We start from the raw sequence: 22,187 nt of genomic DNA, 5'->3' as shown, positions 1-22,187 counted from the left end.
ACGCCGGCGGGAGTTCCTGGCTGCCGGCGGCCGCGGGGCCGCCGGTCACAGTGGCGGGACCGCCCCGGATTTCCACCGGGTTCCTCCGCATGCCGACGCGTGTGCGCTCTTACTCTCGCCGGGCGCACCGGCGCCGTCAAGGTGAGCAGACCCTCACGCGGGCTTGCTTTCGTCCCCGATGCGGGGGAAGGGCGCGGTGGAGAAGAGCACCTCCACCGCGACCTCGAAGAACTCCGCGATCCGCAACGCCAGGTAAAGGCTCGGGCTGTACTCGCCGCGCTCCAGGTACCCGATGGTCTGGTAGTGCACGCCGAGCGCGTCCGCGAGCTGCCGCCGCGAGATGCCGCGTTCGGCGCGCAGCACCGCGATGCGGTTGTAGACGTTCTCGCTCACCGCGCCTCACACACGCTGAAGTGCCCTTTCCCGTCGTGCCGCGACCGACGACCCCGATTCGCGCCGGGCCATCCGCTTCAGCAGGATCGGGGCCAGCACCAATCCGATCACGGCCCACGCGAGCAGCACCCCCAGGGTCGCCCACGGCCGCCACGACTGCCCGATTTCGACGACGACCGCCTCGTCCGGCAGCAGCGCCGAGCGCATGCCGAGGCCGAGCCAGTACATCGGGAACACCTGTCCGACGCCCTGCAGCCAGCCCGGCAGCGCGGTGATCGGGTAGAAGATCCCGGAGATCGCGCCGAGCCCGAGCACCGGCAGCATGACCAGGGCCATCATCCGCGAGTCCTGGATCAGCGAGCCGATCGCCGCGCCGATCGGCATGGTCGCGACCAGGCCCGCCGCCACCACCCAGGCCAGGTTCAGGATCGAGAAGAACCCGTCCGGGGCCAGTCCGGAGAACAGGAAGAGCGACGGCACCAGCAGCACGAGCACGCCCGCCGTCTGCGCCAACGAGAAGGTCGTGATCTTGCCGACGAGGTAGCCGAGCATCCCGTTCGGCGTCGCCTTGGCGCGCAGCAGCGTGCCGTCCTCGCGATCGACGATCAGCGAGCCCGCGACGGCGGACAGGCCGTTGAACACCAGGCCCGCGCCGATTACGCTCGGCACTGTCGCCGCGCCCAGCGAGAGCGAGGTGCCCGGCAGCTGTGCGCCGCTCATGAAGAACAGCGTGGTGCCGAGCATCGCGAGGAACACGAGCTGGCCGATCAGGTCTTCCCGATTCGTCCACTGCTGGCGGAATTCGATGAACCCGCGGCGGAGTCCCACCCGCGCCGCGGTCCGCTGCGCCGACGCCGTCATCGCGCACCCGCCGAGGTCAGCCCGGACTCCGCGCGCTGCACGAGCGTCAGGTACGTGTCCTCCAGCGACGCGCGCCGGACCTCCAGGTCGGCGACCGCTTCGCCGTGCTGCTTGAACAACTCGTACACGTACTTCGTCGCCTCCGTCGTCGAGTGCACGAACCGCTGGCCGTCGACCGTCCAGCGCACCTCGGCCTCGCCCGCGATCTTCCTGCTCAGCTGGTCCGGCGACCCGTCGGCGACGATGTGGCCGCCGCTCAGGATCAGGATCCGGTCGGCGAGCTTCTCGGCCTCGTCGAGGTCGTGCGTGGTGAGCAGGATCGTGGTGTCGTCGTCGGCCAGCCGGTGCACGAGCTCGTGGAAATCGCGCCGGGCCCGCGGATCGAACCCGGCCGTCGGCTCGTCGAGGAACAGCAGTTCGGGACGGCCGACGATGCCGATCGCCACGTCCAGCCTGCGCCGCTGCCCGCCTGAGAGCATCCGGATCTTCTTGCCCGCGTGTTCGGAAAGCCCGACCGCCTCGATCAGCTCGTCGGTGTCCCACGGGCGGCGGATCCGGTCGGTGGAATACGGCGAGTAGTACGACCCGAGCAGGTCGAGCAGCTCGCGCACGCGCCATTTGCCGTGGTCGCGCCAGGACTGCAGGACGACCCCCAGCCGCGCCCTCCAGTCCTCGCCGCCGCGCGCCGGGTCGGCGCCCAGCACGGACACCTCGCCCGCGGACCGCATCCGGAATCCTTCGAGGATTTCGATCGTCGTGGTCTTGCCCGCCCCGTTCGGGCCGAGCAGGCACAGCACCTCGCCGCGGTGCGCGGTGAACGACGTGCCGTGCAGCACGTCGTTCGCGCCGTAGCGCATGCGTAAGCCTTCGACGCGGAGCACGGTGTCCGCTTGATCTCTCATTGGATGACCCCCATCCTGCCTGTACGATGAAATGTAGCAGATGTACTACAAATGATTGCAAGCCTGATAAAAAAGCCGCGGGTTACAGTGAGCGCCATGTCCAGCCCTGCCCGTGTGCGCGCCGACGCCTGCCCCGGAGTCTTCGCGACGCACGACGCGGCGGACGGGCCGCTCGCCAGGGTGCGGCTTCCCGGCGGCGTGGTGACCGCGGATCGGTTGCGCGCGTTGGCTTCCTGCGCGGAAGACCTGGGCGACGGCGACGTGCACCTGACCTCGCGGGCGAACGTCCAGCTGCGCGGAGTGCGTCGGCCGGGGCTGGCGGGACGGCTGGCCGAAGCCGGGTTGCTGCCCTCGCCCAGTCACGAGCGCGTGCGGAACGTGCTGGCCTCGCCGTTGGGCGGGGTGCGTGGCGGGCTGGCGGACGTCCGGGGGCTTTCCGCGACGCTGGATCGTGAGCTGTGTGCGCGGCCGGAACTCGCGGAGCTGCCGGGGCGGTTCCTCTTCGGCTTCGACGATGGGCGCGGCGACGTCGTGGGCACGGACGTTTGCTGGCGCGCGGTCGGTCCGACGACCGGTGCGGTGCTGTTGGCGGGCGCTGATTCCGGCTGGCTGGTGTCGCGCGACGAGGCGGTGTCTGCGCTGCTCACAGTGGCGGAAACGTTTGCGCGCACGCGGGGTTCGGCGTGGCGGATCGGGGAACTGGACGATCCTTCGACGCTGGTGCCGGACGGTCCGCGGGAAGCGCCGCGGTTGCTGCCGACCCGGATTGACCCGACGGTCGGCCGGATCCGGCGCGATGACGGGGGCGAGGCAGTCGGGGTCGCGCCGCGGTTCGGCCAGTTGACTGCCGCGCAGTTGCGCACGATCGCGGACTTCGGCGACGCAGTGGTCACGCCGTGGCGTTCGGTGCTGCTGCCCGGCGGCGCGGACATCGAGCGTCTGCACGCGGCGGGGCTGTCGACGGATCCGGCGACGGCGGAGCTTAGCGCCTGCATCGGCGCGCCGGGGTGTGCGAAGTCTCTCGCCGACGTCCGCGCGGACGCGGCGACACTGGTCGCGGGCGGAGAGCTGGTGCACGTTTCGGGCTGTGCACGGCGGTGCGGACGACCGTCCGGCACCCACCACGACGTTGTCGCCGAACCCGGCGGCTACCGTGTCGACGGACGCTGGACTCCGGCGTCCGAGTTGGCGGATGCGTTGGCGAGAAAGGGACCTTCGTGATCGACTACCTGCGGGACGGGGCCGAAATCTACCGGCACTCGTTCGCCACGATCCGCGAAGAGGCGGACCTGGCGATCCTGCCCGACGACGTCGCGGGCGTCGCGGTCCGGATGATCCACTCCTGCGGCATGGTCGACCTGGTCGACGACCTGCGCTACTCGCTCGACGTGGTCGAGGCGGGCCGCGCCGCGCTCGAGGCGGGCGCGCCGATCCTGTGCGACGCGAAGATGATCGCCAGCGGCATCACGCGCAAACGGCTGCCCGCGGCGAACGACGTCGTGTGCACTTTGGACGACCCGAGCGTGCCCGGGCTGGCCGAACGGCTGGGCACCACGCGCTCGGCCGCCGCGCTGGAACTGTGGCGCGACCGGCTGCCCGGTTCGGTGGTGGCCATCGGCAACGCGCCGACGGCGTTGTTCCGGTTGCTGGAGCTGCTCGACGAGGGCGTCGGCGCGCCGGCCGCGATCATCGGTGTGCCGGTCGGTTTCGTCGGCGCGGCGGAGTCCAAAGTGGAATTGGCGAAGCGGGCGCCAGCGCCGTATCTGGTCGTGCACGGTCGTCGCGGCGGCAGTGCGATGGCCGTCGGCGCCGTGAACGCGATTGCGAGCGCGGTCGAATGACGGGGCGGCTGTACGGCGTCGGGCTGGGTCCCGGCGATCCGGAATTGATGACGGTGAAGGCGGCGCGGCTGATCGGCGAGGCGGACGTCATCGCCTACCACAGCGCGCGGCACGGGCGCAGCATCGCGCGGTCGGTGGCTGAGCCGTATCTGCGCGAGGGGCAGCTGGAAGAGCGGCTGGTCTACCCGGTCACCACCGAGACCACCGACCATCCCGGCGGGTACGAAGGCGCGATCGCCGATTTCTACGAGCTGAGCGCGAAAAAACTCGCCGAGCACCTCGACGCGGGGCGCGACGTCGTGCTGTTGTGCGAGGGTGATCCGTTCTTCTACGGCTCCTACATGTACATGCACGAGCGGCTCGCCGGTCGGTTCGAGGCCGAGGTGGTGCCGGGCGTGACGTCGGTGAGCGCGGCGTCGTCGGTGCTCGGCCGTCCGCTGGTGCAGCGTGACGAAGTGCTCACCGTGCTGCCGGGAACGTTGCCAGCGCCCGAATTGGCGCGGCGGTTGGCGGACACCGAAGCGGCGGCGGTGCTGAAATTGGGCCGTACCTTCGGTTCTGTCCGGGAAGCGCTCGCGGAGGCGGGCAAGCTCGACGACGCCTGGTACGTCGAGCGGGCGACCTGGGGACAGCAGCGGGTGGAGCCGTTCGCGGACGTCGATCCGGAGTCGGTGCCGTACTTCTCCTTGGCATTGCTGCCAAGTCCGGCTTACAAGTCGCGTGTGGACGGTGAGCCCGCCGTTCCGGTCGCCTCGGCGCCGGCGGAAGGCGGCGAGGTCGTGGTCGTCGGGCTCGGTCCGGCCGGTCCGGAGTGGCTGACGCCGGAGGCTTCGGCGGAATTGGCGGCAGCGGACCATATTGTCGGCTACGGACCGTATGTCGCGCGTGTTCCGCAGCGGGCGGGGCAGCAACGGCACGCGTCGGGGAACCGGGTCGAGGCGGACCGGGCGGTCGAGGCGTTGCAGCTGGCCGCGACGGGTGCGCGGGTGGCCGTGGTGTCGTCCGGGGATCCAGGTGTGTTCGCGATGGCTTCGGCGGTGCTGGAACAGGTTTCGGCCGGGAACGGCGCCGGTGCGCGGGTGCGGATCGTGCCCGGGGTGACGGCGGCGCAGGCGGCCGCGTCTCGGGTGGGTGCGCCGTTGGGGCACGACTACTGCGTGCTGTCCCTTTCGGACCGGTTGAAGCCGTGGGAGATCATCGAACGGCGGCTGGACGCTGCCGGGGCGGCGGATTTGGTGCTGGCGCTGTACAACCCGGCTTCGCGGACTCGGGTGACTCAGCTGGAGAACGCGCGGGAAGTCCTGCTGCGGCACCGGGATCCGGGGACGCCGGTGGTGGTGGCCCGCGATGTCGGCGGACCGGAGGAAGACGTCCGGGTTACCACGCTCGGCGAGCTTGATCCGTCCACGGTGGACATGCGGTGCCTGCTCATCGTGGGTTCTTCGCGCACGGTGGTGGAAGAAGCTCCGGACGGGCGGTCGATCGTCTGGACGCCGCGGAGCTATTCCTGACCTTTTCGCAGCAGCCGTTCCGCCTCCGCGAGGTGGTGGGTGAGTTCTTTCCGTTGCGCGGCACTGAGTTTCGGTGCGTGCGCGGCGAGGGCTGAGGCGATCGAACCGTCCGCGCGGGTGCGGAACATCGCGCGTGCGGACGGTTCGATCTCCAGCCGTGACTTGCGTCGGTCCTTCTCGTCGGGCCGCACGAGCATGATGCCCGCGTCCGCCATCTGGTGCGTGATCCGGGAGACGAGGCTCTGCGCCAGCCCGGTCCGGCGGGTCACGTCGCTGATCGTCGAGCCCGGATTGCGCGAGACGTCCTCGACCACGGCCAGTTCTCCCGCGTTGACCTGCTCCGCGCCAGTGTTTCCGGTGCTGGTCAGGGCGATCTCGCGCAGGGAGCGGGCGAGGCGGTGCAGGTCGGCGGCGCGCATGGCCTTATTCAATCACTGGTGATACATTCAGGGAAGTATCACTAGTGATGGAGTTGGCGATGGTCGACGACGTGCTGATCGCGGTGGCGGTCGGGATCCTGATCGTGCGGCAGTTCCAGTGGCGCTCCGCCGAACCGCGGCGGATGCTGCTGATGCCGCTTCTCCTGATCGCGATCGGACTGGTCTATCTCAGCTTCGAGCTGGGCGGCGGGCTCCAGCCGGCGGACTGGCTGCTGGTCGGCGAACTCGTCCTGGTCGCGGGCACCGGCACCGCGATGGGTTACGTGACGCGGTTCCGGCGAGCCGACGGCGTGCAGTACCGGCTCACCGGCGCGGGAATCGTGCTGTGGGCGGTCTTTCTCGCGATCCGCATCGGCTCGTTCGCGCTGGCCGGCGTTCTCGGCGCGCATCTGCTCGACGCGACCGGCCTGATCCTCGTCTCGTTCGGCGTCAACCGGCTCGCGGCGAGTCTCGTCGTGCGGCGCCGGATTGTCCATTGTGGAGATAAAATCCCGGCGTATGGCCAAGGGAACGCCGGAACACGTCGATAAACGCGCTGGTGGTCGCGAACCCGCACAGCTGCGCCACGGACGTCACTGAACGACCCTCCACCAGCAACCGGAGCGCGTGATAGAGCCGGAGCTGCGTACGCCACTGCGGAAACGTCATCCCGGTGTCCGCGCGGAACAGCCGGGTCAGCGTCCGGCCGCTCGCCCCGACGGTGCGGCCCAACGCTTCCAGGCTGCGCGAGTCGGACGGATCTTCCTCCAGCAACCGGCACACCGCGACCAGACGGGGATCGCGCGCGGCGGGGACCTGCACCGGACGTTCCGGCGCGAGGGTGAGCTGATCGAATAACACGGCCCGCATCCGTTGCCCCGCAGGTGTCGCACGGTCCTCGCCGAGTTCGGTGTACGCGATCAGCAGTTCCCGCAGCAACGGGGTGACCGCGAGCGCAGTCGGCTCGGTCACCGGCAACGGGCTCAGCTCCGGCGAAAAACCGAACAGATGCAACCGCGTGACGCCGTAAGCGCGGTGGGAGTGCACGGTGCCCGCCGGAATCCACAGCGCTCGGTGTGCGGGCGTGATCCAGCGCGACCGGTCCGTGTGCACCGCCAGGACGCCGCTGCTGGCGTAGACGACCTGGTGCTCGTCGTGCCAGTGCTCGGCGATGCTCGCGGTCGCGGCCAGGTCCCGGATGTTCGTGGGCGCGGTCGGCAGGTGGCTGGAAATCGACACAACTCGGCACAATAACGGAATCGCGAAGACCCGCCCTGGTCTGACGATGATCGGGTGACGACAACACTCCCCGCGCCGGCCCGCACCGCGCGCTGGCCGATGCCGCTGATGGTGCTCGGCCACGCGGTCGACGACCTCTACCAAGGCGCGGTCCCCGCGCTCGTGCCGTTTCTCGTCGCCGAGCGGCATTACGGCTACCTCGCCGCGGCCGGGATCACGGTGGCCGCGACGCTGCTGTCTTCGGTGGTCCAGCCGTTGTTCGGCGTGCTGACCGACCGGCGGCCGATGCCGTGGCTCGTGCCGGTCGGGATGACGGTGGCCGGTGCCGGGATCGGACTCTCCGGGCTCGCCGATTCCTACGCGCTGACCTGGCTCGCGATCGCGTTGTCCGGCCTCGGCGTCGCTGCCTACCACCCGGAATCCGCGCGGATCGCCCGCCGGATCGCCGGGCGCGGGCACGTCGGGATGAGCTGGTTTTCCTTGGGCGGCAACGTCGGTTTCGCCCTCGGGCCGATCCTCGTCACCCCGGTGCTGCAGGCGGGCGGACTCGGCGCGACGCCGTATCTGGTGCTGCCCGCGCTCGTCGCCGGGGTGGTCGTCGCCGCGTTGTTCCGGCGGATGAGCGATCTGCATTCCGCCGTGCGGCAGAGGGACCACGCCGGGCGGGACGATTGGCGTCAGTTCGGGTGGCTGACCGTCGTGGTCGTCGGACGCTCCATCGCGGCCTTCTCGCTCAACACCTTCCTCGCCATCTGGGTCACGCAGCGGACCGGCAGCGTGCTCGCCGGGGAAGTGGCTTTGGCGGTGCTGTTCGGGGTCGGCGCGCTGGGCACGTTGCTGGGCGGCGTGCTGGCCGGACGGTGGGGGAGGATCCGGACGGTTTACCTCGCGTACGTCGTGTCAGTGCCCGCGGTCGCCGGGATCGCGCTGGTGCCGGGGTACGGCGTGTTCGTGCTGGTCGCGTTAGCGGCGTTGGCGTTGTATGTCCCGTTTTCCCTGCACGTCACGCTCGGCCAGGACTATCTGCCGAATCGCCTCGGCACCGCCAGCGGGGTGACGCTGGGGCTGGCGGTGAGCGTCGGCGGGGTGGCCGCGCCTGCCGTGGGGGCGCTCGCCAACGCGGCCGGGTTGCAGTGGGCGTTGCTGGCGCTGGCGGTGCTGCCCGCGGTGTCGGTGGTTGCGGCGCGGAGGTTGCGGGAGCCCTCGTGAGTGGCAACGCCGGTGAGAACCGGCTTCGCCACTCACGAGGCCCTAGCGCGTCGGGTCCTTGCCGTTCGGCTGAGAAGGCCCAGGCCCAGGCGACCACCAGCCCCAGACCGTCTTCTCCCCCTGCCGCACCGTCGGCGCCACCCCGGTCGTATACGGCTCGATCTGCAGCAACTGTCCCCAAGACTGGTACGGCTGCCCGTTCAGATAGCTCGGCACCTCCGGCTCGTCCGCGATCTCCTCGAGCCAGCCGTTCGGGCCGCCGTTGGTGCTGGACGCCCATTTCGCCTCGTCGGCGAGCTGGCCGGGAGTGATCCGGTAGTCCGGCATCGCGGAGATGCCGTCGTGCGAGGTGACCGGGTTCGCGCACGGGTACACGAACGACGCGGGCCAGTCGATGTACACCGATTTGCCCGCCAGTTTGTCGGTGAGCGTGGTGAACGTCGGCACGCGGGGCGCGGACGCGGCGATCCAGCCGTCCTCGGTGAGGTCGTTGTCCACCATCACGATCCGCACCGACGTGGTTTCCGGCGGAAGGTCGCGCAGGTTGATCCGGGTGTCGTTCCAGCCGCCGGTGCCCGCGCCGGGCGGGAGCGCGAACTGGCCGCGCAGCACGCGCACGCCCTCGGGAGTGTTGACGCCGTACTCCAGGCTCACCGACGTGGGCCGCCGCGACTGGCTCGCGGTGGCGACCACGATCTGGCCGTTCTCGGTCCGGTCGGTGAGGGCGTACCAGTCGCTGCGCAGCCGTCCGGCGCGGGTCTGGGTGTCGAGGTAGCTGCTCCACATCGGCACCTGGTCCTGCTTGAACCCGTGCGGCGGCTCGGCCAGCGGGTCCTTGTCGTCGACCGGGCTGGTGTGGAAGCCGGTCCGGACGCGGCCGTTGTCCTGGTCCGGGTTCGGCAGCGGGTTCGGCGGGTTCTGCGCGACCGGCTTCTCCGGCACGGTCCGCTGTTCGGGCTGCGGGTGCAGGATGCTCTTCGCCGCGTCGCGCTCGACCATCACGTGATCGGACAGGTTGCAGCTCTTGCCGAACAGATGCCCGACGTTGGCCGCGCCGAGGCTGTAGCTGTCGCGCTGGAAGTAGATCGCCGCGCCCATCGTGTAGATCTCGCCCGCGGCGACCAGACCGCACACCACGACCAGCGACAGCGAACCGAGCCGCAGCGACCGGCTCCGGCCTTCCTGCGGCGCCGGTCCCGGCCGGTGCGCCCGGATGTTCTCCACGAACGCGTAGATCCCGGCGACGGCGGCGGCCCCGAGCAGGATCGTCGACAGCGGGATGCCGCCGACCGAGGGCGCGCCGTTCGTCCACGGCACCCCGATCTTCGAGACGAACCAGTACGCGTTCGGCCCGGTCGCGGCGAGCGCGGCGACCACCAGCAGCACCGCCAGGAACGCCGCTCGGTTCCGGTTGGAGCGCAGCACCGTGGAACTGGTCGCCAGCGCGGTGAGCGCCGCCATCGACGCGCCGACCGCGGCGAACGCGCCGAAGTGGTGCGTCCATTTCGTCGGGGTCAGCGCGAGCAGCAGGAAGAACAGCGCTGTGGTGCCGATCAGCCGCCGGCTCGGCCCGAGCGCCGCGCCGGGGATCCGGCCGCGGCGCAGCAGCACCACCAGGCAGGTGACCGTGCAGAGCAGCACGAGCAGCACCGGGAACCGGCGCGGCGCGGAGCCGTCCGGCAGGTTCTCGAACAGCAATTGGTACCGCGCGAGTTCCTGGAACCACGACAGGTTCGGGCCGACCGCGGTGCGGATGCGGGTGGCCTCCTGGACCGTCGCGAACGTCTGGTCGGCGAACATCACCACGAGCACCAGGAAGCCGGACGCCAGGATCGGCGCGAGCATCGGCAGCCAGCCGCTCGACGAACGCTGCCGGACCAGCTTGAACAGCGGCTTCCCGGCGACCAGGAACGGGGCCACCGCGATGAGCCCGGTCGGCGTCGCGGCGAGGGTGAACGCGGCCGCGGTCAGGCCGAGGCACAGCGGCAGCAGACGGCGGGTGACCAGCGCGCGTTCGACCGCGCAGATGGCCAGCAGCGACCCGAGCGCGGCGACCGGTTCCGGCCGGACGCCGTTGTTGTAGGGCATCCACCAGACCAGGAACACCGCCGCGGCGGCCCAGCCGGCGGCGCGGCTGCGGCGGACCTGCGTGCCCAGCCGCGGCATCACCTCGCGGCTGATCAGCAGCCAGCTGATCACGCCGAGCAGGTACGAGGGCAGCCGGATCCACGGCGGCACCGTGCTGACGTGCGTCATCAGCTCGTACAGGTGGTAGAACCAGCCGAACGGGGCCTCCGCGACGCCGAACCAGCGGTGGTAGTTCGTGAGGTAGCCGGTGGCCTCGGTGACCCGGGCCATGGTGAGGATGTAGCCGTCGTCCGACGTCACCGGCCCGATGAAGACCCACGCGCCGAGCACGCCGAACACCGTCGCGTCGCGGCCGGTGAGCCGCCACCAGCCGACCGGGGCCCAGCGCGGCGCGCGGCGGGCGAACCCGGAGTCCATCCGCCACACCGCGATCAGGCAGCCGAGGAACGACAGCGCGGCGAGGATGCCGACGACGATCTTCAGCGTGGTCGGCGAGGTCTGGTAGCGGGTGTCCGGGACGACCGACACGTGCAGCCCGGCGATCGGGTCGCGCGCGGAGGTGATCGAGGAGTAGATGCCGAGCACGCGCGGCCGGACGTCGCCGGTGGTGTGGAAGATCGGGGTCTTGCCGACCGAGAGCGTCATCTGGGTCGCGTCCGAATCGAGCGTGACCGAGCAGCCGGTCTCCGGGAGCGGCTGCTGCGAGATCTGCTGGCCCTGGCTGGACGCGAGCAGCACGCCGTTGTCGACGCGCAGCTGAAGGCCGACGCCGTTGGCCGCGTGCTTGCCGGTGCGCCCGTCCGGGACGGTCGAGAACAGCAGCGCGGGGCCGTTCGTGCGCGCGTCGAGCGAGCGGATCGTGTCGCAGGGCAGTTCGGCCTTCAGGTCCTGTGCCCAGTACCCGGTCAAGGGCGCGTTGACGGAACGCGTGTCGGAGGCGGTGGGCCAGACGACTTCCGCGGTGTCCTGCACGACCGGCAGGAAGGGATAGGCCAGGGCGCACAGCGCCGAAAGCAACCCCAGCACTACGGCAATCGGACGCATTAGAGGAAATCTATTGGGTCATGGTTGACGCTGTCGCGCGGGCCCCTCGTCGCGCGGGGTGAAGCGCTCGTGGTGTAACGCGCTGGCCAGCGGCGCGCGGCTGCGCCAGCCGTGCCGTTCCAGGTCCGGGACCTCGGCGAGATTCGTGACCGGTCCTACGCAAAGCCAGGCGACCGGGCGGATCCCGGCGGGGATGCCGAGCAGCTTCGCGAGCGCGGGTTCGCGGTAAAAACTCACCCACCCGACGCCGAGCCCTTCCGCGGTCGCGGCCAGCCACAGGTTCTGGATCGCGAGGCACACCGAGTACAGCCCGGCGTCGGCGATCGCGTGCCGCCCGAGCACGGCCGGGGCGCCGCGCTGCTCGTCGTAGGTGACGACGATGCCGAGGCTCGATTCGCGGATGCCCTCGACCTTGATCTTGGCGAACGTCTCCGCGCGCTCGCCGTCCAGGGACGCGGCGAAGACGTCGCGTTCCTCGTGCACGTGGCGGGCGAATTCCTCGCGGGTGCCGGGGTCGCGGACCAGCACGAAGTCCCACGGCTGGCTCATCCCGACGCTCGGCGCGGCGTGCGCGGCCTCGAGCACCCGGGTGAGGACGGCGTCGTCGACCGGTTCGCCGGTGAACTCGGCGCGGACGTCGCGGCGGCGGTGCAGGACTTCGTAAAACAGTTCGTTCATTGCTTCAGTACCCATTCGACAGCGGCGGTGACGTCCGCGGTTTCCGTTGTGGACGGTCGGGGCGGACGGCGCACGACGACCACCGGCAGGCCGAGTTCCCGCGCGGCGTCCAGCTTCGCGGCGGTCATCGCGCCGCCGCTGTCCTTGGTGACCAGGACGTCGATGTCGTGTTCGGTCATCAGCGCGCGTTCGCCGTCGAGGCGGTACGGGCCGCGGTCGAGGACCACCTCGTGCTGTCGCGGCAGCGGCTGGCCGGGCGGGTCGACGCAGCGGATCAGGAACCACAGCGGGTCGAGGTCGGCGAACGCGGCCAAACCCTGGCGGCCGCTGGTGAGGAACACGCGGGTGCCGAGGCCGGGCAGGAGTGCCGCGGCGTCTTCGAGGTCGGCGGCCCAATGCCAGCGGTCGTCGCCGGTCGGCTGCCAGCCGGGGCGCGCGAGCCGCAGGAGGGGAATGCCAGCAGCTTGAGTGGCGTGGAAAGCGTTGGCGCCGATGCGTTCCGCGAACGGATGCGTGGCGTCGATCACTGCCTGCACGCCGTTTTCGCGCAGCCAGGTCGTGAGACCTTCGACGCCGCCGAATCCGCCGACCCGCACTTCGCCGACCGGCAGCCGCGGTCGCGTGACACGCCCGGCCAGCGAGGAGACCACCGGGACGGCGCGTTCGTGCAGCTGGGCGGCAAGGTCGCGGGCTTCCGCGGTGCCGCCCAAGATCAGGACGGTCATCGCCCGTACCCGACGGCCGTGCGCCACCGGTCGAGGGTGCGCATGTTGGCGAGCGTCTCCGCCCAGGTCAGCTCCGGGCCTTGCCGGTCAGCGACGTGCGCGGCGACGTAATCCGCTTCGCGGGCGTAAACCCCTTGTGTGGCTTCGATTTCGATGACTTCCGGCTCGCCGCCCGACGGAGTCAGCACGATCGTCGAGACGCCCGGCGTGCGCAGTTCGTGGATCCACGCGGGTTTCGGCACATACAGCTGGCCGGTGGTGCCGTAGATCCGGATGTGGTCGTCCTGGGTGAGCAGATAGCCGCAGGACAGCTGGGCGATGATGTCGCCGGGCAGCCGTAGCAAACCCATCGCGAACTCGTCGACGCCGCTTTCGGTGAGCCGCGCCATGCCGGTGACGCGCGTCGGCTCCACTGCCGGAATTCCGGTCGCGGCCTGGGAAACCAGCCGGGCCAGCGAGGTGCAGTAGCAGCCGACGTCGAGGATTCCGCCGCCGCCGAGCGCGGGGTCGCCGAGGCGAGCCGCGTCGTTTTCGTCGGAATCGAAGCTGAACGTGACGTCCACCGCGCGGACTTCGCCGATCGCGCCGCATTCGATCAGCTCGACCAGCCGTCGCGTCTGCGGGTGCAGCCGGTACATGAACGCTTCCATGAGGAAAACGTCGTTGCGCCGTGCGGCGTCGATGACTTTTTCCGCGTCGGCCGCGGTGAGCGTGAGCGGTTTCTCGCACAGCACGTGCTTTCCCGCTTCGACGGCCCGGATCGCCCATTCCTCGTGCTGCGCGTGCGGAGTCGCCACGTAAACGGCGTCGACGTCCGGGTCGGCGAGAAGTTCTTCGTAGCTTCCGTACGCCTTCGGGATTTCGTACCTGGTCGCGAAATCCCGTGCCCGCTCGGCCGTGCGCGAGGCCACTGCGGCGAGCACGCCGTGGCGGCTTTGCTCGACGCCCGCGGCGAATTCGGCGGCGATGGTCCCGGTGGCCAGCAGGCCCCAGCGCAGTTCGGTCACAACGACTCCGGTTGGCTCGCCCGATCGCGGGTGCTCGAATACAGGAAACTGTCCGGGAATCCGCCTGCGGCGAGGACCCGTCCGACGAAAATCGTGGCCGCGCGGGTCATTCCGGCTTCTCGCGCCTGGCCTGCGATGTCCTTGAGCGTGCCGCGCACCACCGTTTCCCCGGGCTGGCTGGCCAAGGCGACGACGGCGGCGGGACAGTCCTCGCCGTAGTGGCCGGCGAGTTCTTCGGTGACGCGCTCGATGTGGTTGATCGCCAGGTGCAGCGCGAGAGTCGTGCCGGTGCGCGCGAAATTCTCGAGCGTTTCGGCGTCCGGCATCGCGGTGGACCTCGCCTGCGCGCGCGTGATCACGAGGCTCTGTCCGATTCCCGGCACGGTCAGTTCCCGCCCGAGCACGGCGGCGGACGCGGCGAAGGCCGGAACCCCGGGCACCATCTCGTACGGCACGCCTTCCGGTTCCAGCCGCCGCACCTGCTCGGCAACCGCGCTGTACAGCGACGGATCTCCAGAGCACAGCCGCGCGACGTCGTGCCCGGCTCGATGCGCGTCGATGAGCTTCGCGGTGATGTGGTCGAGGCTGAGGTTCGCGGTGTCGACGCGTTCGGCGTCCGGCGCGCAGTAGGCGAGCAGGTCGGTCGGCGTCATGCTGCCCGGGTACAGGCACACCTGGCAGCGCGCGAGCAGGTCGCGGCCGCGCACGGTGATCAGGTCGGCCGCGCCCGGTCCGGCGCCGATGAAGTAAACGGTCATTTCCAGCTCCACTGCGTGACTGCTCGGGACGGCGTCCATCCGGTGAACCCGCCGAGCGGTTTCGCGTGCTCCACGGAGATCCGTTGCAGTTCCCCGCCGTGCCGGGCGTACGCGGCCGCGAGGATCTGCTCGGCTTCGAGGGTGACACCGTGCGCGACGATCCGGGCGTCGGTTTCGACACACTGGTCGAGGACGCCGGGGACGGTCAGGCCGCCGCCGATGAAGATCGCGTCCGGGCGGGGGAGTCCGGCCAGTGCCTCGGGTGCCGGGCCGGTGACCACCTGTAATTCCGGCACGCCAAGGGCATTGGCGTTGCGCTGGATGCGCTCGGCGCGCGCCGGATCGCGTTCGATCGCTACGGCGCGGTTCAGCGGATGCGCGCGGGACCATTCGATGCCGACGCTGCCCGCGCCCGCTCCGACGTCCCAGAGGAGTTCCCCCGGGGCTGGCGCGAGGCGGGCGAGGGCGGACGCGCGGAGGTCGCGTTTGGTGAGCTGGCCGTCGTGTTCGAAGGCGTCGTCGGGGAGTCCGATGAGCGGGAGGCCGGGGCCGTCGCAGAGCACGGCGAACACGGTGAGCGGGCCGGGGTCGTGGGTCCAGCCGTCGGCGATCCGTTCGTCGTCCGCGCCGAGGTTTTCCAGTGCGGTAAGGGCGGAATCGCCGTAGCCGCGGGCTTTGAGCAGCTCGCGCAGTTCTGTTGCGGAGCCGCCCAGGACCAGCAGTTTCCGGTTGGGCGCCAGCGCTCGCGCGACGCGGTGGACGGCGCGGCCGACGACCGTCACGACCTCGGTTTCCTCGAACGACCAGCCGAGCCGCGCGCGGGCCAGCGTCACCGAGGAGACCGCTGGGTGGACATCGAGTGCGTAGCCGCGGTCACGGAGGGTGGTGGCGATGCCGGACAGGTACGGGTCGCCGCTCGCCAGGACGCAGACGCGGCCGTTCTGCTCGGTGAGGATCTCGTCGAGCGCGGGCAGCAGCGGGCTCGGCCACGGCTGAGTGCAGAGGTCTTCGGGCAAGGACTTCAGCTGCCGTTCCGCGCCGAGCACGACGTCCGCCCGCCGCACGGCGTCGCGGGCCGCCGGGGTGAGCCCGGCCCACCCGTCGGCCCCGATCCCGACCACCGTCAGGCGTGATTCTTCGCGCACGATTTCCCACCCTAAGCGAGAGCTTCGCTGTGCGATGATCGGCCGGACGCCGACCCACGAGGGAGTGCTCTTGAAGCCCTATCCGTTCACCGCTGTCGTCGGGATGCCGGACCTGCGTCTGGCGCTCGTCCTGTCCTCGATCTCGCCCGCGGTCGGCGGGGTCCTGGTGCGGGGCGAGAAGGGCACCGCGAAGTCGACCATGGTGCGCGCGCTCGCCGGGCTGCTGCCGGGCGTCGACGTGGTGGACAGCTGCCGGTTCTCCTGCGACCCGGTCAGCCCCGACCCGGGGTGCCCGGACGGCCCGCACGCGGCGGGCGTTCCCGCGCACCGGCGGCCGGCGCGGCTGGTGGAATTGCCGGTCGGCGCGGCCGAGGACCGGGTCGTCGGCTCGCTGAACCTGGAGAAGGCGCTGGCCGAGGGCGTCACCGACTACCAGCCCGGCCTGCTGGCCGCCGCGCATCGCGGGCTGCTGTACGTCGACGAGGTCAACCTGCTGCACGACCACCTGGTGGACACGCTGCTCGACGCGGCGGCGATGGGCCGGGCGACGGTCGAGCGCGAGGGCGTTTCCGTTTCGCACGCGGCGCGGTTCGTGCTGATCGGGACGATGAACCCGGAGGAAGGCGAACTGCGGCCGCAGTTGCTCGACCGGTTCGGGCTGACCGTGGAGGTCGCGTCGAGCCGGGATCCGGAGCAGCGCGTCGAGGTGGTCCGGCGACGGCTCGCCTACGAAGCGGATCCGGACGGTTTCGCGGACGAGTACGCCTCGGCGGACGCGGCGCTGGCGGCGGAGATCGAGGCGGCGCAACGGCTTTTGCCCTCGGTGAAACTGCCGGACGAGGCGCTGCGGCAGATCGCCGAGGTGTGCGCGTCGTTCGAGGTCGACGGCATGCGCGCGGACATCGTGACGGCGCGGACGGCGGTCGCGCACGCGGCTTGGGCCGGGCGTGACGAGGTCACCACGGAGGACATCCGGGTCGCGGCGCGGCTCGCGTTGCCGCATCGGCGGCGGCGGAATCCGTTTGACGCGCCGGGGATTTCCGAGGAGCAGCTGGAACAGGCGCTGGAGGACGCGCAACCGCCAGAGGGGCCGGACGACGACGGTCCTGGCGAGGGCGGCCCCGGTCCGGACGACGGCGGCCCGGTTCCGGACGGCGGCCCTTCTGATGGCGCTCCGCCCGCTGACAGCGGCGAAACCCCGGCCCCGTCGGGCAATGGGTCCTCGCCGCAGAAGACGGTCGGCGCCGGGGATACGTTTCGCGCGCGGGTGTTCCGGGTGAAGGGCACCGGCGAGGGCGAACGAGGCCGTCGGTCGCGCGCGATCACCGACACCGGCCGGACGATCGGCGTGCAGCCGCCCAGTGTGCGGGACGGGCGTCCGCACCTGGTCGCGACGATCCGTGCCGCCGCACCGCATCAGCAGGCGCGGGGCCGATCCGGGCCGGGGCTGGAGGTTCGGTCGCCGGACCTTCGGTTCGCGTTGCGCGAAGGCCGCGAAGGCAATCTGGTGCTGTTCTGTGTGGACGCGTCGGGCTCGATGGGCGCACGGGCCCGGATGCGGGAAGTGAAGACCGCGGTGCTTTCCCTGCTGCTGGACGCTTACCAACGGCGGGACAAGGTCGGCCTGGTCACGTTCCGCGGCGCGGACGCCGAACTGGCGCTCCCGCCGACTATCAGCGTCGAAGCCGCTGCCGCCCGGCTGGACGGTTTGCCCACCGGCGGACGCACGCCGCTCGCCGAGGGATTGCTGGAGGCCGCGCGGGTGCTGCGGGTCGAGGCGATCCGCGACCCGCGGCGTCGGCCGTTGCTGGTGCTCGTCACCGACGGCCGCGCCACGAGCGGCGCCGACGCGGTGGCCCGCGCCAAGGCCGCGGCGGGTTTGCTCACCGGCGTGACGACGATCGTGATGGACTGCGAGACCGGCCGGATGCGTCTTGGCCTGGCCGCGGAATTGGCCGGGCACTTGGATGCCGAGCACGTGCCGCTGTCCGCTGTGGCCGCTGAATCGCTGGCCTCGGCAGTGCGCGAACGGACGGGAAGGGCTGCCTGATGCCGCAGGGAAAACCGGCTGTCGTGCCGAAGGACGGGCTCACCACGCGCCAGCGCCGGAACCGTCCGCTGCTCGCCGTGCACACCGGCGAGATGAAAGGGAAATCCACCGCGGCGTTCGGAATGGCGTTGCGCGCGTGGAACCAGGGCTGGTCGATCGGCGTGTTCCAGTTCGTGAAGTCGGCGAAATGGCGCGTCGGCGAGGAAGCCGCGTTCAAGGCGCTCGGGAAGCTGCACGACGACACCGGGCAGGGCGGTCCGGTCGAGTGGCACAAAATGGGCGAGGGCTGGAGCTGGTCGCGCAAGCAGGGGTCCGAAGAGGACCACGCCGCCAACGCGCAAGAAGGCTGGGCGGAAATCAAGCGCAGGCTCGCCGCCGAGACGCACGATTTCTATGTCCTTGACGAATTCAGCTACCTGCTCAAATGGGGCTGGCTGGAGGTGGACGACGTCGTGTCCACATTGGCGTCCCGGCCCGGGCATCAGCACGTCGTGATCACCGGCCGGTACGCGCCGCCGGAACTGATCGAGGCCGCCGATCTGGTCACCGAAATGACGAAGGTGAAGCACCCGATGGACGCCGGGCAGAAGGGCCAGCGGGGGATCGAGTGGTAGCACGGGTCGTCATCGCCGCGCCCGGTTCCGGGCACGGCAAAACCACCATCGCGGCCGGGCTCATGGCCGCGTTGCGCTCCGCCGGGCACGCGGTGTCCGGGCACAAAGTCGGCCCCGACTTCATCGACCCCAGCTACCACTCGCTGGCCACCGGCCGTCCCGCGCGGAACCTCGACCCGTTCCTGCAGGGCGAGGAGGCTCTGGTTCCGTTGCTGCGACACGGTTCCGCCGGCGCGGACATCGCTGTCATCGAAGGCGTGATGGGTCTCTTCGACGGCGCTTTGGGCACCGAGGGCTACGCGTCGACCGCCCATGTCGCGCGACTGCTCGACGCGCCGGTCGTGCTGGTGGTCGATGCTTCGGCGGCCTCGCGCAGCGTCGCGGCGACCGTGCTGGGGTTTGCGCAGTACGACACTCGCGTCCGGCTCGCCGGGGTGATCCTGAACAAACTGGGCTCGCAACGGCACGAGGACGAGATCGTCACCGCGCTGGAAGCGACCGGCGTTCCCTTGCTGGGTGCGTTGCGGCGCAACGAAAACGTGCACGCGCCGAGCCGTCACCTCGGGCTGGTTCCGGCTGCCGAACGAGCTGCTGAGTCGCAACGGCTGCTGCCGGAGCTGGCGGACTGGGTCGCTGCCGGGGTCGATCTCGAGGCTATTGTGCGGGTGGCCCGGAGCGCTCCCGCGCTGACTGGTCCTTTGTGGAATCCGGGCCCCGCTTTCGAGGGTCCACGTGCGACGCTCGCCGCTGCGGGCGGCCCGGCGTTCACCTTCCGCTACGCCGAGAACCTCGAACTGCTGGCCGCTCGCGGGATCGATGTCGTGGACATCAACCCGTTGCAGGACAAGGCCTTACCGCCTGGCTGTGCTGGTTTGTACTTCGGCGGAGGCTTCCCGGAAGTGCATGCCGCCGAACTTTCGTCCAATGTGGAACTCCTTGCGGCCGTCGGTGAGGCCATCGATGCGGGCATGCCGGTCAGCGCGGAATGCGCGGGCTTGCTGTACCTGTGCCGTTCTCTGGACGGTTTGCCGATGGTCGGCGCCGTCGCCGCGGACGCGACCATGACCGCGCGCGGGAAGCTCGGCTACCGCCGGGCCGTAGCGGTAGCGGACAATGTTCTGGCAGCAGCCGGGCAGCGCGTCACCGGCCATGAATTCCACCGCACCGAAATCACGCCCGCGCACGGTGAAACCGCTGCGTGGGGCTGGGATCGCGGACCGGACGGATTCGCTTCGGATTCGCTGCACGCGTCTTACTTGCACGTCCATTGGGCCGGGCATCCCGAACTGGCGGACCGTTTCGCGTCCCGGGTGCGCGCGCATTCCCTGGCAGCAGTTCATGGCTGATTACGACCTCCACCACCACGGCGACCGCGAAGTCGGCGAGGGCCTTGTCGACCTAGCCGTGAACGTCCGGCTCCCGATTCCGCCTGCCTGGCTTCGCGCGGAACTCGCGGCCGCCCTGGACGATCTGGCTGCCTACCCAGACCCCACTCGCGCCGCGGAAGCCGTCGCCGCCCGACACAGCCGGGATTTCGACGACGTTCTGGTGACCGCCGGTGCCGCGGAAGCGTTCACGCTGCTGGCTTCGGCAGTTCCGGCTAAGCACCCGGTGGTGATCCACCCGCAATTCACCGAACCGGAAGCCGCTCTGCGCGCTGCTGGACACGCGGTCGACCGGATCATCCTGTCCGAAGCAGACGGTTACCGGCTAGATCCAGCATTGGTCCCCGCTTCCGCCGATCTGGTCTTCCTCGGCAACCCGACCAACCCGACCTCAGTCCTGCACCCAGCCGATTCCGTGCGGACCCTGGCTCGCCCCGGCCGTACGCTCGTAGTGGACGAAGCCTTCCTCGACGCCGTCCCCGGAGAAGTCGAAAGCCTGGCCGGAGAACGGATCCCGGGCGTCGTGGTATTGCGAAGCCTTACCAAGACGTGGGGTTTGGCGGGTTTGCGAGCCGGATACGTCCTCGGTGAACCAGCACTGATCGCGCGGCTGCGCTCGGTGCAGCCACCCTGGTCAGTGTCCACTTTGGCCGCTGTCGCGACGGTTGCTTGCTGTCGTCCGGCCGCCCTGGAAGAAGCCGAAAAACTGGCCGCCGCCGCGGAAGCCGACCGCGACTACCTGGAATCCGGCTTGGCAGCACGGGGAATTCCCGTACTCGGCATCCCGCGCGGCCCGTTCGTGCTGATCCGAGTCCCCGGCGGCGCAGACGTCCGATTGCGGCTGCGCGAAGCAGGCTACGCCGTCCGCCGCGGCGACACTTTCCCCGGCCTGGGCCCGGATCACCTGCGCATCGCAGTCCGCGACCGCGCTACGACAGACGCTTTCCTTGCCGCGCTGGGCTAGCTGTTCTGGAGCTTCGTGAATTCCTCAAGCCAGGCGTAATTCGGCGCGATCGTCCCGTCGGGATTCTTCTGGACAGTCGCGCGGGCGAACACGCTGTTCAGCAACCACGGCGGGGTGTCCGGACCGAAGTCCGCGCCCTTGAGCGCGGAAATGCCCTGGTCGATCCCGTACGTGGCGACAGCGAGCTTGCCCGTCGCGCGGAACTTCGCCATCTGGTCGGTCAGGAAGTTCTTGTTGTTCTCGAACCACGGACTGGTGCGAAGGAAATCATCCCAGCGCGCCTTGGGAAACGGCTGATGCAGCGCATTGCGGATGACCTGCCAGACCTTGGTTTCCTCCGGCACGCGGTACTTGCCCCCATACTCGGCTGACACCTTGTCGCCGAGATGCTTCTTCCACAGCTGGACGAGCGAGAACTCGGTGACGAGAAACTTCTTGCCACCGAGCCTGGGCAGGACGTAATCCAGAAACGCCTGAACATGATCCGGCGCACCGACGTGCGGATGGATGTCGGTGCCTTCGATCTCCGGCGTCTCGCGGACGTACTTCATCCAGCGTTCAGTACCCGCGCCAGTCCACTTCGGATCGTCAAGATTGTTGAGCGCACCCATGTAGAGGACGGTCTTTCCCTTGCGCTGCTTGATTACGTGGGCAGCAACGGTCTCGTAAAACTCGTTGAGAGCACCGTTGTTCCAGTCGGACCGCGGGCATTCGATGAACGGCTCATTGCCGATCACGAGGATGTCGACCTTGCCCATGACCGCGGGCAGCACCTTGTCGAGCCGCGCGAGATCCGCCTGCATCTCCGGCGTTCCGGGGCGGGGAATCTGCTTGTGGGACTCGGGAAAATACGGAAACTTGAGGGAGAGGACGGTCCCGTGCTTGCGCTCGACCGCTTGCAGGAGAGTCTTGATCGTCGGGTTCTCGGTGGCGTCGTGCTTGTCCAGATCGGGCATCGCGGTGAACCCGCGCACCCACTTCGCGCCGGACCGCTGAAGCTCGTCCCAGCCCATGGTGTCCGGGTCGGCGTTGAAATTCGCCCCGAGCGCTCCGTCCGGTTTGGGTGCCGCTGCGTCCGGGGCCGGGCTGTCCGGGGCCGAACTGCAGGCAGCCGTGCCGAGAACCGAAAGACCGGCGGCGAGGTGAAACAGCCGACGCCGGGTGAGGTGCGCGGATACGGGCGAGCTGGGTGCCACGAGTTCCCCTCGGTTGATCGTCGCAGGCATCCCTTGGTAACACGGGTCTGACTCCCGCCGCAGCCTGGGACGGTTCGGTCTGCCCGACTGGCCGGACGTACCCGGCAAATCGGTTGCTGCGCGGGCATTGCCGGTGCGATGGTATTGGGGGGCAGAGG

General features: G+C 70.0%; 21 protein-coding genes and 1 riboswitch. Of the genes, 9 read left to right on the top strand and 12 right to left on the bottom strand.

Features of this window, described 5'->3' with window-relative positions; genetic code table 11:
• Nucleotides 1-10: 10 nt before the first annotated feature.
• Nucleotides 11-86, bottom strand: a riboswitch (cobalamin riboswitch).
• 67 nt (nucleotides 87-153) lie between these two features.
• From ACZ7OI_RS35725 to ACZ7OI_RS35715, 3 genes are read right to left on the bottom strand one after another with little or no spacing between them, the layout of a single operon-like run.
• A complete protein-coding gene (locus tag ACZ7OI_RS35725; protein WP_037354504.1) occupies nucleotides 154-393 on the bottom strand; it encodes a helix-turn-helix transcriptional regulator in 240 nt (79 codons plus the stop codon).
• Nucleotides 394-399: 6 nt separating this feature from the next.
• The gene (locus tag ACZ7OI_RS35720; protein WP_470268498.1) at nucleotides 400-1,254 is read right to left on the bottom strand and encodes an ABC transporter permease; all 855 of its coding nucleotides are present in this window, start codon (nucleotides 1,252-1,254) and stop codon (nucleotides 400-402) included.
• The gene (locus ACZ7OI_RS35715) at nucleotides 1,251-2,156 is read right to left on the bottom strand and encodes an ABC transporter ATP-binding protein (RefSeq protein ID WP_470268497.1); all 906 of its coding nucleotides are present in this window, start codon (nucleotides 2,154-2,156) and stop codon (nucleotides 1,251-1,253) included. Before ACZ7OI_RS35715 ends, ACZ7OI_RS35720 begins: the two co-directional genes overlap by 4 nt.
• Before the next feature lie 96 nt (nucleotides 2,157-2,252).
• On the opposite strand from ACZ7OI_RS35715, the gene ACZ7OI_RS35710 reads away from it, so the two are divergent.
• The 3 genes from ACZ7OI_RS35710 to ACZ7OI_RS35700 are packed head-to-tail and all read left to right on the top strand — an operon-like array spanning nucleotide 2,253 to nucleotide 5,508.
• A complete protein-coding gene (locus ACZ7OI_RS35710; protein WP_470268496.1) occupies nucleotides 2,253-3,377 on the top strand; it encodes a precorrin-3B synthase in 1,125 nt (374 codons plus the stop codon).
• The gene (locus ACZ7OI_RS35705; protein ID WP_037354494.1) at nucleotides 3,374-3,997 is read left to right on the top strand and encodes a precorrin-8X methylmutase; all 624 of its coding nucleotides are present in this window, start codon (nucleotides 3,374-3,376) and stop codon (nucleotides 3,995-3,997) included. Before ACZ7OI_RS35710 ends, ACZ7OI_RS35705 begins: the two co-directional genes overlap by 4 nt.
• The gene (locus tag ACZ7OI_RS35700) at nucleotides 3,994-5,508 is read left to right on the top strand and encodes a precorrin-2 C(20)-methyltransferase (RefSeq protein WP_470268495.1); all 1,515 of its coding nucleotides are present in this window, start codon (nucleotides 3,994-3,996) and stop codon (nucleotides 5,506-5,508) included. The genes ACZ7OI_RS35705 and ACZ7OI_RS35700 overlap by 4 nt, the downstream gene beginning before the upstream one ends.
• On the opposite strand, the gene ACZ7OI_RS35695 is transcribed toward ACZ7OI_RS35700, so the two are convergent.
• The gene (locus tag ACZ7OI_RS35695) at nucleotides 5,499-5,927 is read right to left on the bottom strand and encodes a MarR family transcriptional regulator (protein ID WP_470268494.1); all 429 of its coding nucleotides are present in this window, start codon (nucleotides 5,925-5,927) and stop codon (nucleotides 5,499-5,501) included. The two genes, ACZ7OI_RS35700 and ACZ7OI_RS35695, sit on opposite strands and share 10 nt — an antisense overlap.
• A 47-nt stretch (nucleotides 5,928-5,974) precedes the next feature.
• On the opposite strand from ACZ7OI_RS35695, the gene ACZ7OI_RS35690 reads away from it, so the two are divergent.
• Nucleotides 5,975-6,478: a hypothetical protein gene (locus ACZ7OI_RS35690; protein ID WP_470268493.1), complete on the top strand. Its 504-nt coding sequence runs from the start codon at nucleotides 5,975-5,977 to the stop codon at nucleotides 6,476-6,478.
• Here the strand turns inward: ACZ7OI_RS35690 and ACZ7OI_RS35685 are convergent.
• Nucleotides 6,378-7,166, bottom strand: coding sequence for an AraC family transcriptional regulator (locus ACZ7OI_RS35685; RefSeq protein WP_470268492.1), 789 nt, complete (start codon nucleotides 7,164-7,166; stop codon nucleotides 6,378-6,380). The two genes, ACZ7OI_RS35690 and ACZ7OI_RS35685, sit on opposite strands and share 101 nt — an antisense overlap.
• A 54-nt stretch (nucleotides 7,167-7,220) precedes the next feature.
• Here ACZ7OI_RS35685 and ACZ7OI_RS35680 point away from each other — a divergent pair, with 54 nt between their 5' ends.
• Complete coding sequence (locus tag ACZ7OI_RS35680) at nucleotides 7,221-8,375, top strand: MFS transporter (protein WP_470268491.1); 1,155 nt, start codon at nucleotides 7,221-7,223, stop codon at nucleotides 8,373-8,375.
• A gap of 42 nt (nucleotides 8,376-8,417) precedes the next feature.
• Here the strand turns inward: ACZ7OI_RS35680 and ACZ7OI_RS35675 are convergent, their stop codons facing one another.
• Genes ACZ7OI_RS35675 through cbiE form a run of 6 tightly spaced genes read right to left on the bottom strand, consistent with a single transcriptional unit; the run spans nucleotide 8,418 to nucleotide 15,820 of the window.
• Nucleotides 8,418-11,507: an arabinosyltransferase domain-containing protein gene (locus tag ACZ7OI_RS35675; protein ID WP_470268490.1), complete on the bottom strand. Its 3,090-nt coding sequence runs from the start codon at nucleotides 11,505-11,507 to the stop codon at nucleotides 8,418-8,420.
• Between the two features lie 18 nt (nucleotides 11,508-11,525).
• The gene (bluB, locus tag ACZ7OI_RS35670; protein WP_470268489.1) at nucleotides 11,526-12,185 is read right to left on the bottom strand and encodes a 5,6-dimethylbenzimidazole synthase; all 660 of its coding nucleotides are present in this window, start codon (nucleotides 12,183-12,185) and stop codon (nucleotides 11,526-11,528) included.
• Nucleotides 12,182-12,910, bottom strand: coding sequence for a cobalt-precorrin-6A reductase (locus ACZ7OI_RS35665; RefSeq protein WP_470268488.1), 729 nt, complete (start codon nucleotides 12,908-12,910; stop codon nucleotides 12,182-12,184). Before ACZ7OI_RS35665 ends, bluB begins: the two co-directional genes overlap by 4 nt.
• A complete protein-coding gene (locus ACZ7OI_RS35660; protein WP_470268487.1) occupies nucleotides 12,907-13,917 on the bottom strand; it encodes a Gfo/Idh/MocA family protein in 1,011 nt (336 codons plus the stop codon). Before ACZ7OI_RS35660 ends, ACZ7OI_RS35665 begins: the two co-directional genes overlap by 4 nt.
• On the bottom strand, nucleotides 13,914-14,675 hold the full coding sequence (gene cobM, locus ACZ7OI_RS35655) for a precorrin-4 C(11)-methyltransferase (protein WP_470268486.1): 762 nt from the start codon (nucleotides 14,673-14,675) through the stop codon (nucleotides 13,914-13,916). The genes ACZ7OI_RS35660 and cobM overlap by 4 nt, the downstream gene beginning before the upstream one ends.
• The gene (gene cbiE / locus ACZ7OI_RS35650; protein ID WP_470268485.1) at nucleotides 14,672-15,820 is read right to left on the bottom strand and encodes a precorrin-6y C5,15-methyltransferase (decarboxylating) subunit CbiE; all 1,149 of its coding nucleotides are present in this window, start codon (nucleotides 15,818-15,820) and stop codon (nucleotides 14,672-14,674) included. The genes cobM and cbiE overlap by 4 nt, the downstream gene beginning before the upstream one ends.
• Before the next feature lie 70 nt (nucleotides 15,821-15,890).
• Here cbiE and ACZ7OI_RS35645 point away from each other — a divergent pair, with 70 nt between their 5' ends.
• From ACZ7OI_RS35645 to cobC, 4 genes are read left to right on the top strand one after another with little or no spacing between them, the layout of a single operon-like run.
• Entirely contained in the window at nucleotides 15,891-17,870 is a 1,980-nt protein-coding gene (locus ACZ7OI_RS35645) for a putative cobaltochelatase (protein WP_470268484.1), read from the top strand.
• A complete protein-coding gene (gene cobO / locus ACZ7OI_RS35640; protein ID WP_470268483.1) occupies nucleotides 17,870-18,484 on the top strand; it encodes a cob(I)yrinic acid a,c-diamide adenosyltransferase in 615 nt (204 codons plus the stop codon). Before ACZ7OI_RS35645 ends, cobO begins: the two co-directional genes overlap by 1 nt.
• The gene (locus ACZ7OI_RS35635) at nucleotides 18,478-19,830 is read left to right on the top strand and encodes a cobyrinate a,c-diamide synthase (protein ID WP_470268482.1); all 1,353 of its coding nucleotides are present in this window, start codon (nucleotides 18,478-18,480) and stop codon (nucleotides 19,828-19,830) included. The genes cobO and ACZ7OI_RS35635 overlap by 7 nt, the downstream gene beginning before the upstream one ends.
• Nucleotides 19,823-20,833 carry an Rv2231c family pyridoxal phosphate-dependent protein CobC gene (gene cobC, locus ACZ7OI_RS35630; protein WP_470268481.1) on the top strand — a complete coding sequence of 337 codons (1,011 nt, stop codon included), beginning with the start codon at nucleotides 19,823-19,825 and terminating at the stop codon, nucleotides 20,831-20,833. Before ACZ7OI_RS35635 ends, cobC begins: the two co-directional genes overlap by 8 nt.
• On the opposite strand, the gene ACZ7OI_RS35625 is transcribed toward cobC, so the two are convergent.
• Nucleotides 20,830-22,029 carry a hypothetical protein gene (locus ACZ7OI_RS35625; RefSeq protein WP_470268480.1) on the bottom strand — a complete coding sequence of 400 codons (1,200 nt, stop codon included), beginning with the start codon at nucleotides 22,027-22,029 and terminating at the stop codon, nucleotides 20,830-20,832. The two genes, cobC and ACZ7OI_RS35625, sit on opposite strands and share 4 nt — an antisense overlap.
• Between the last annotated feature and the right edge of the window lie 158 nt (nucleotides 22,030-22,187).

It is taken from the genome of Amycolatopsis sp. NPDC114503 (assembly GCF_055633655.1).
The sequence above is the reverse complement of the archived record's forward strand: the minus strand, read 5'-3'. Positions and strand labels throughout refer to the sequence as shown.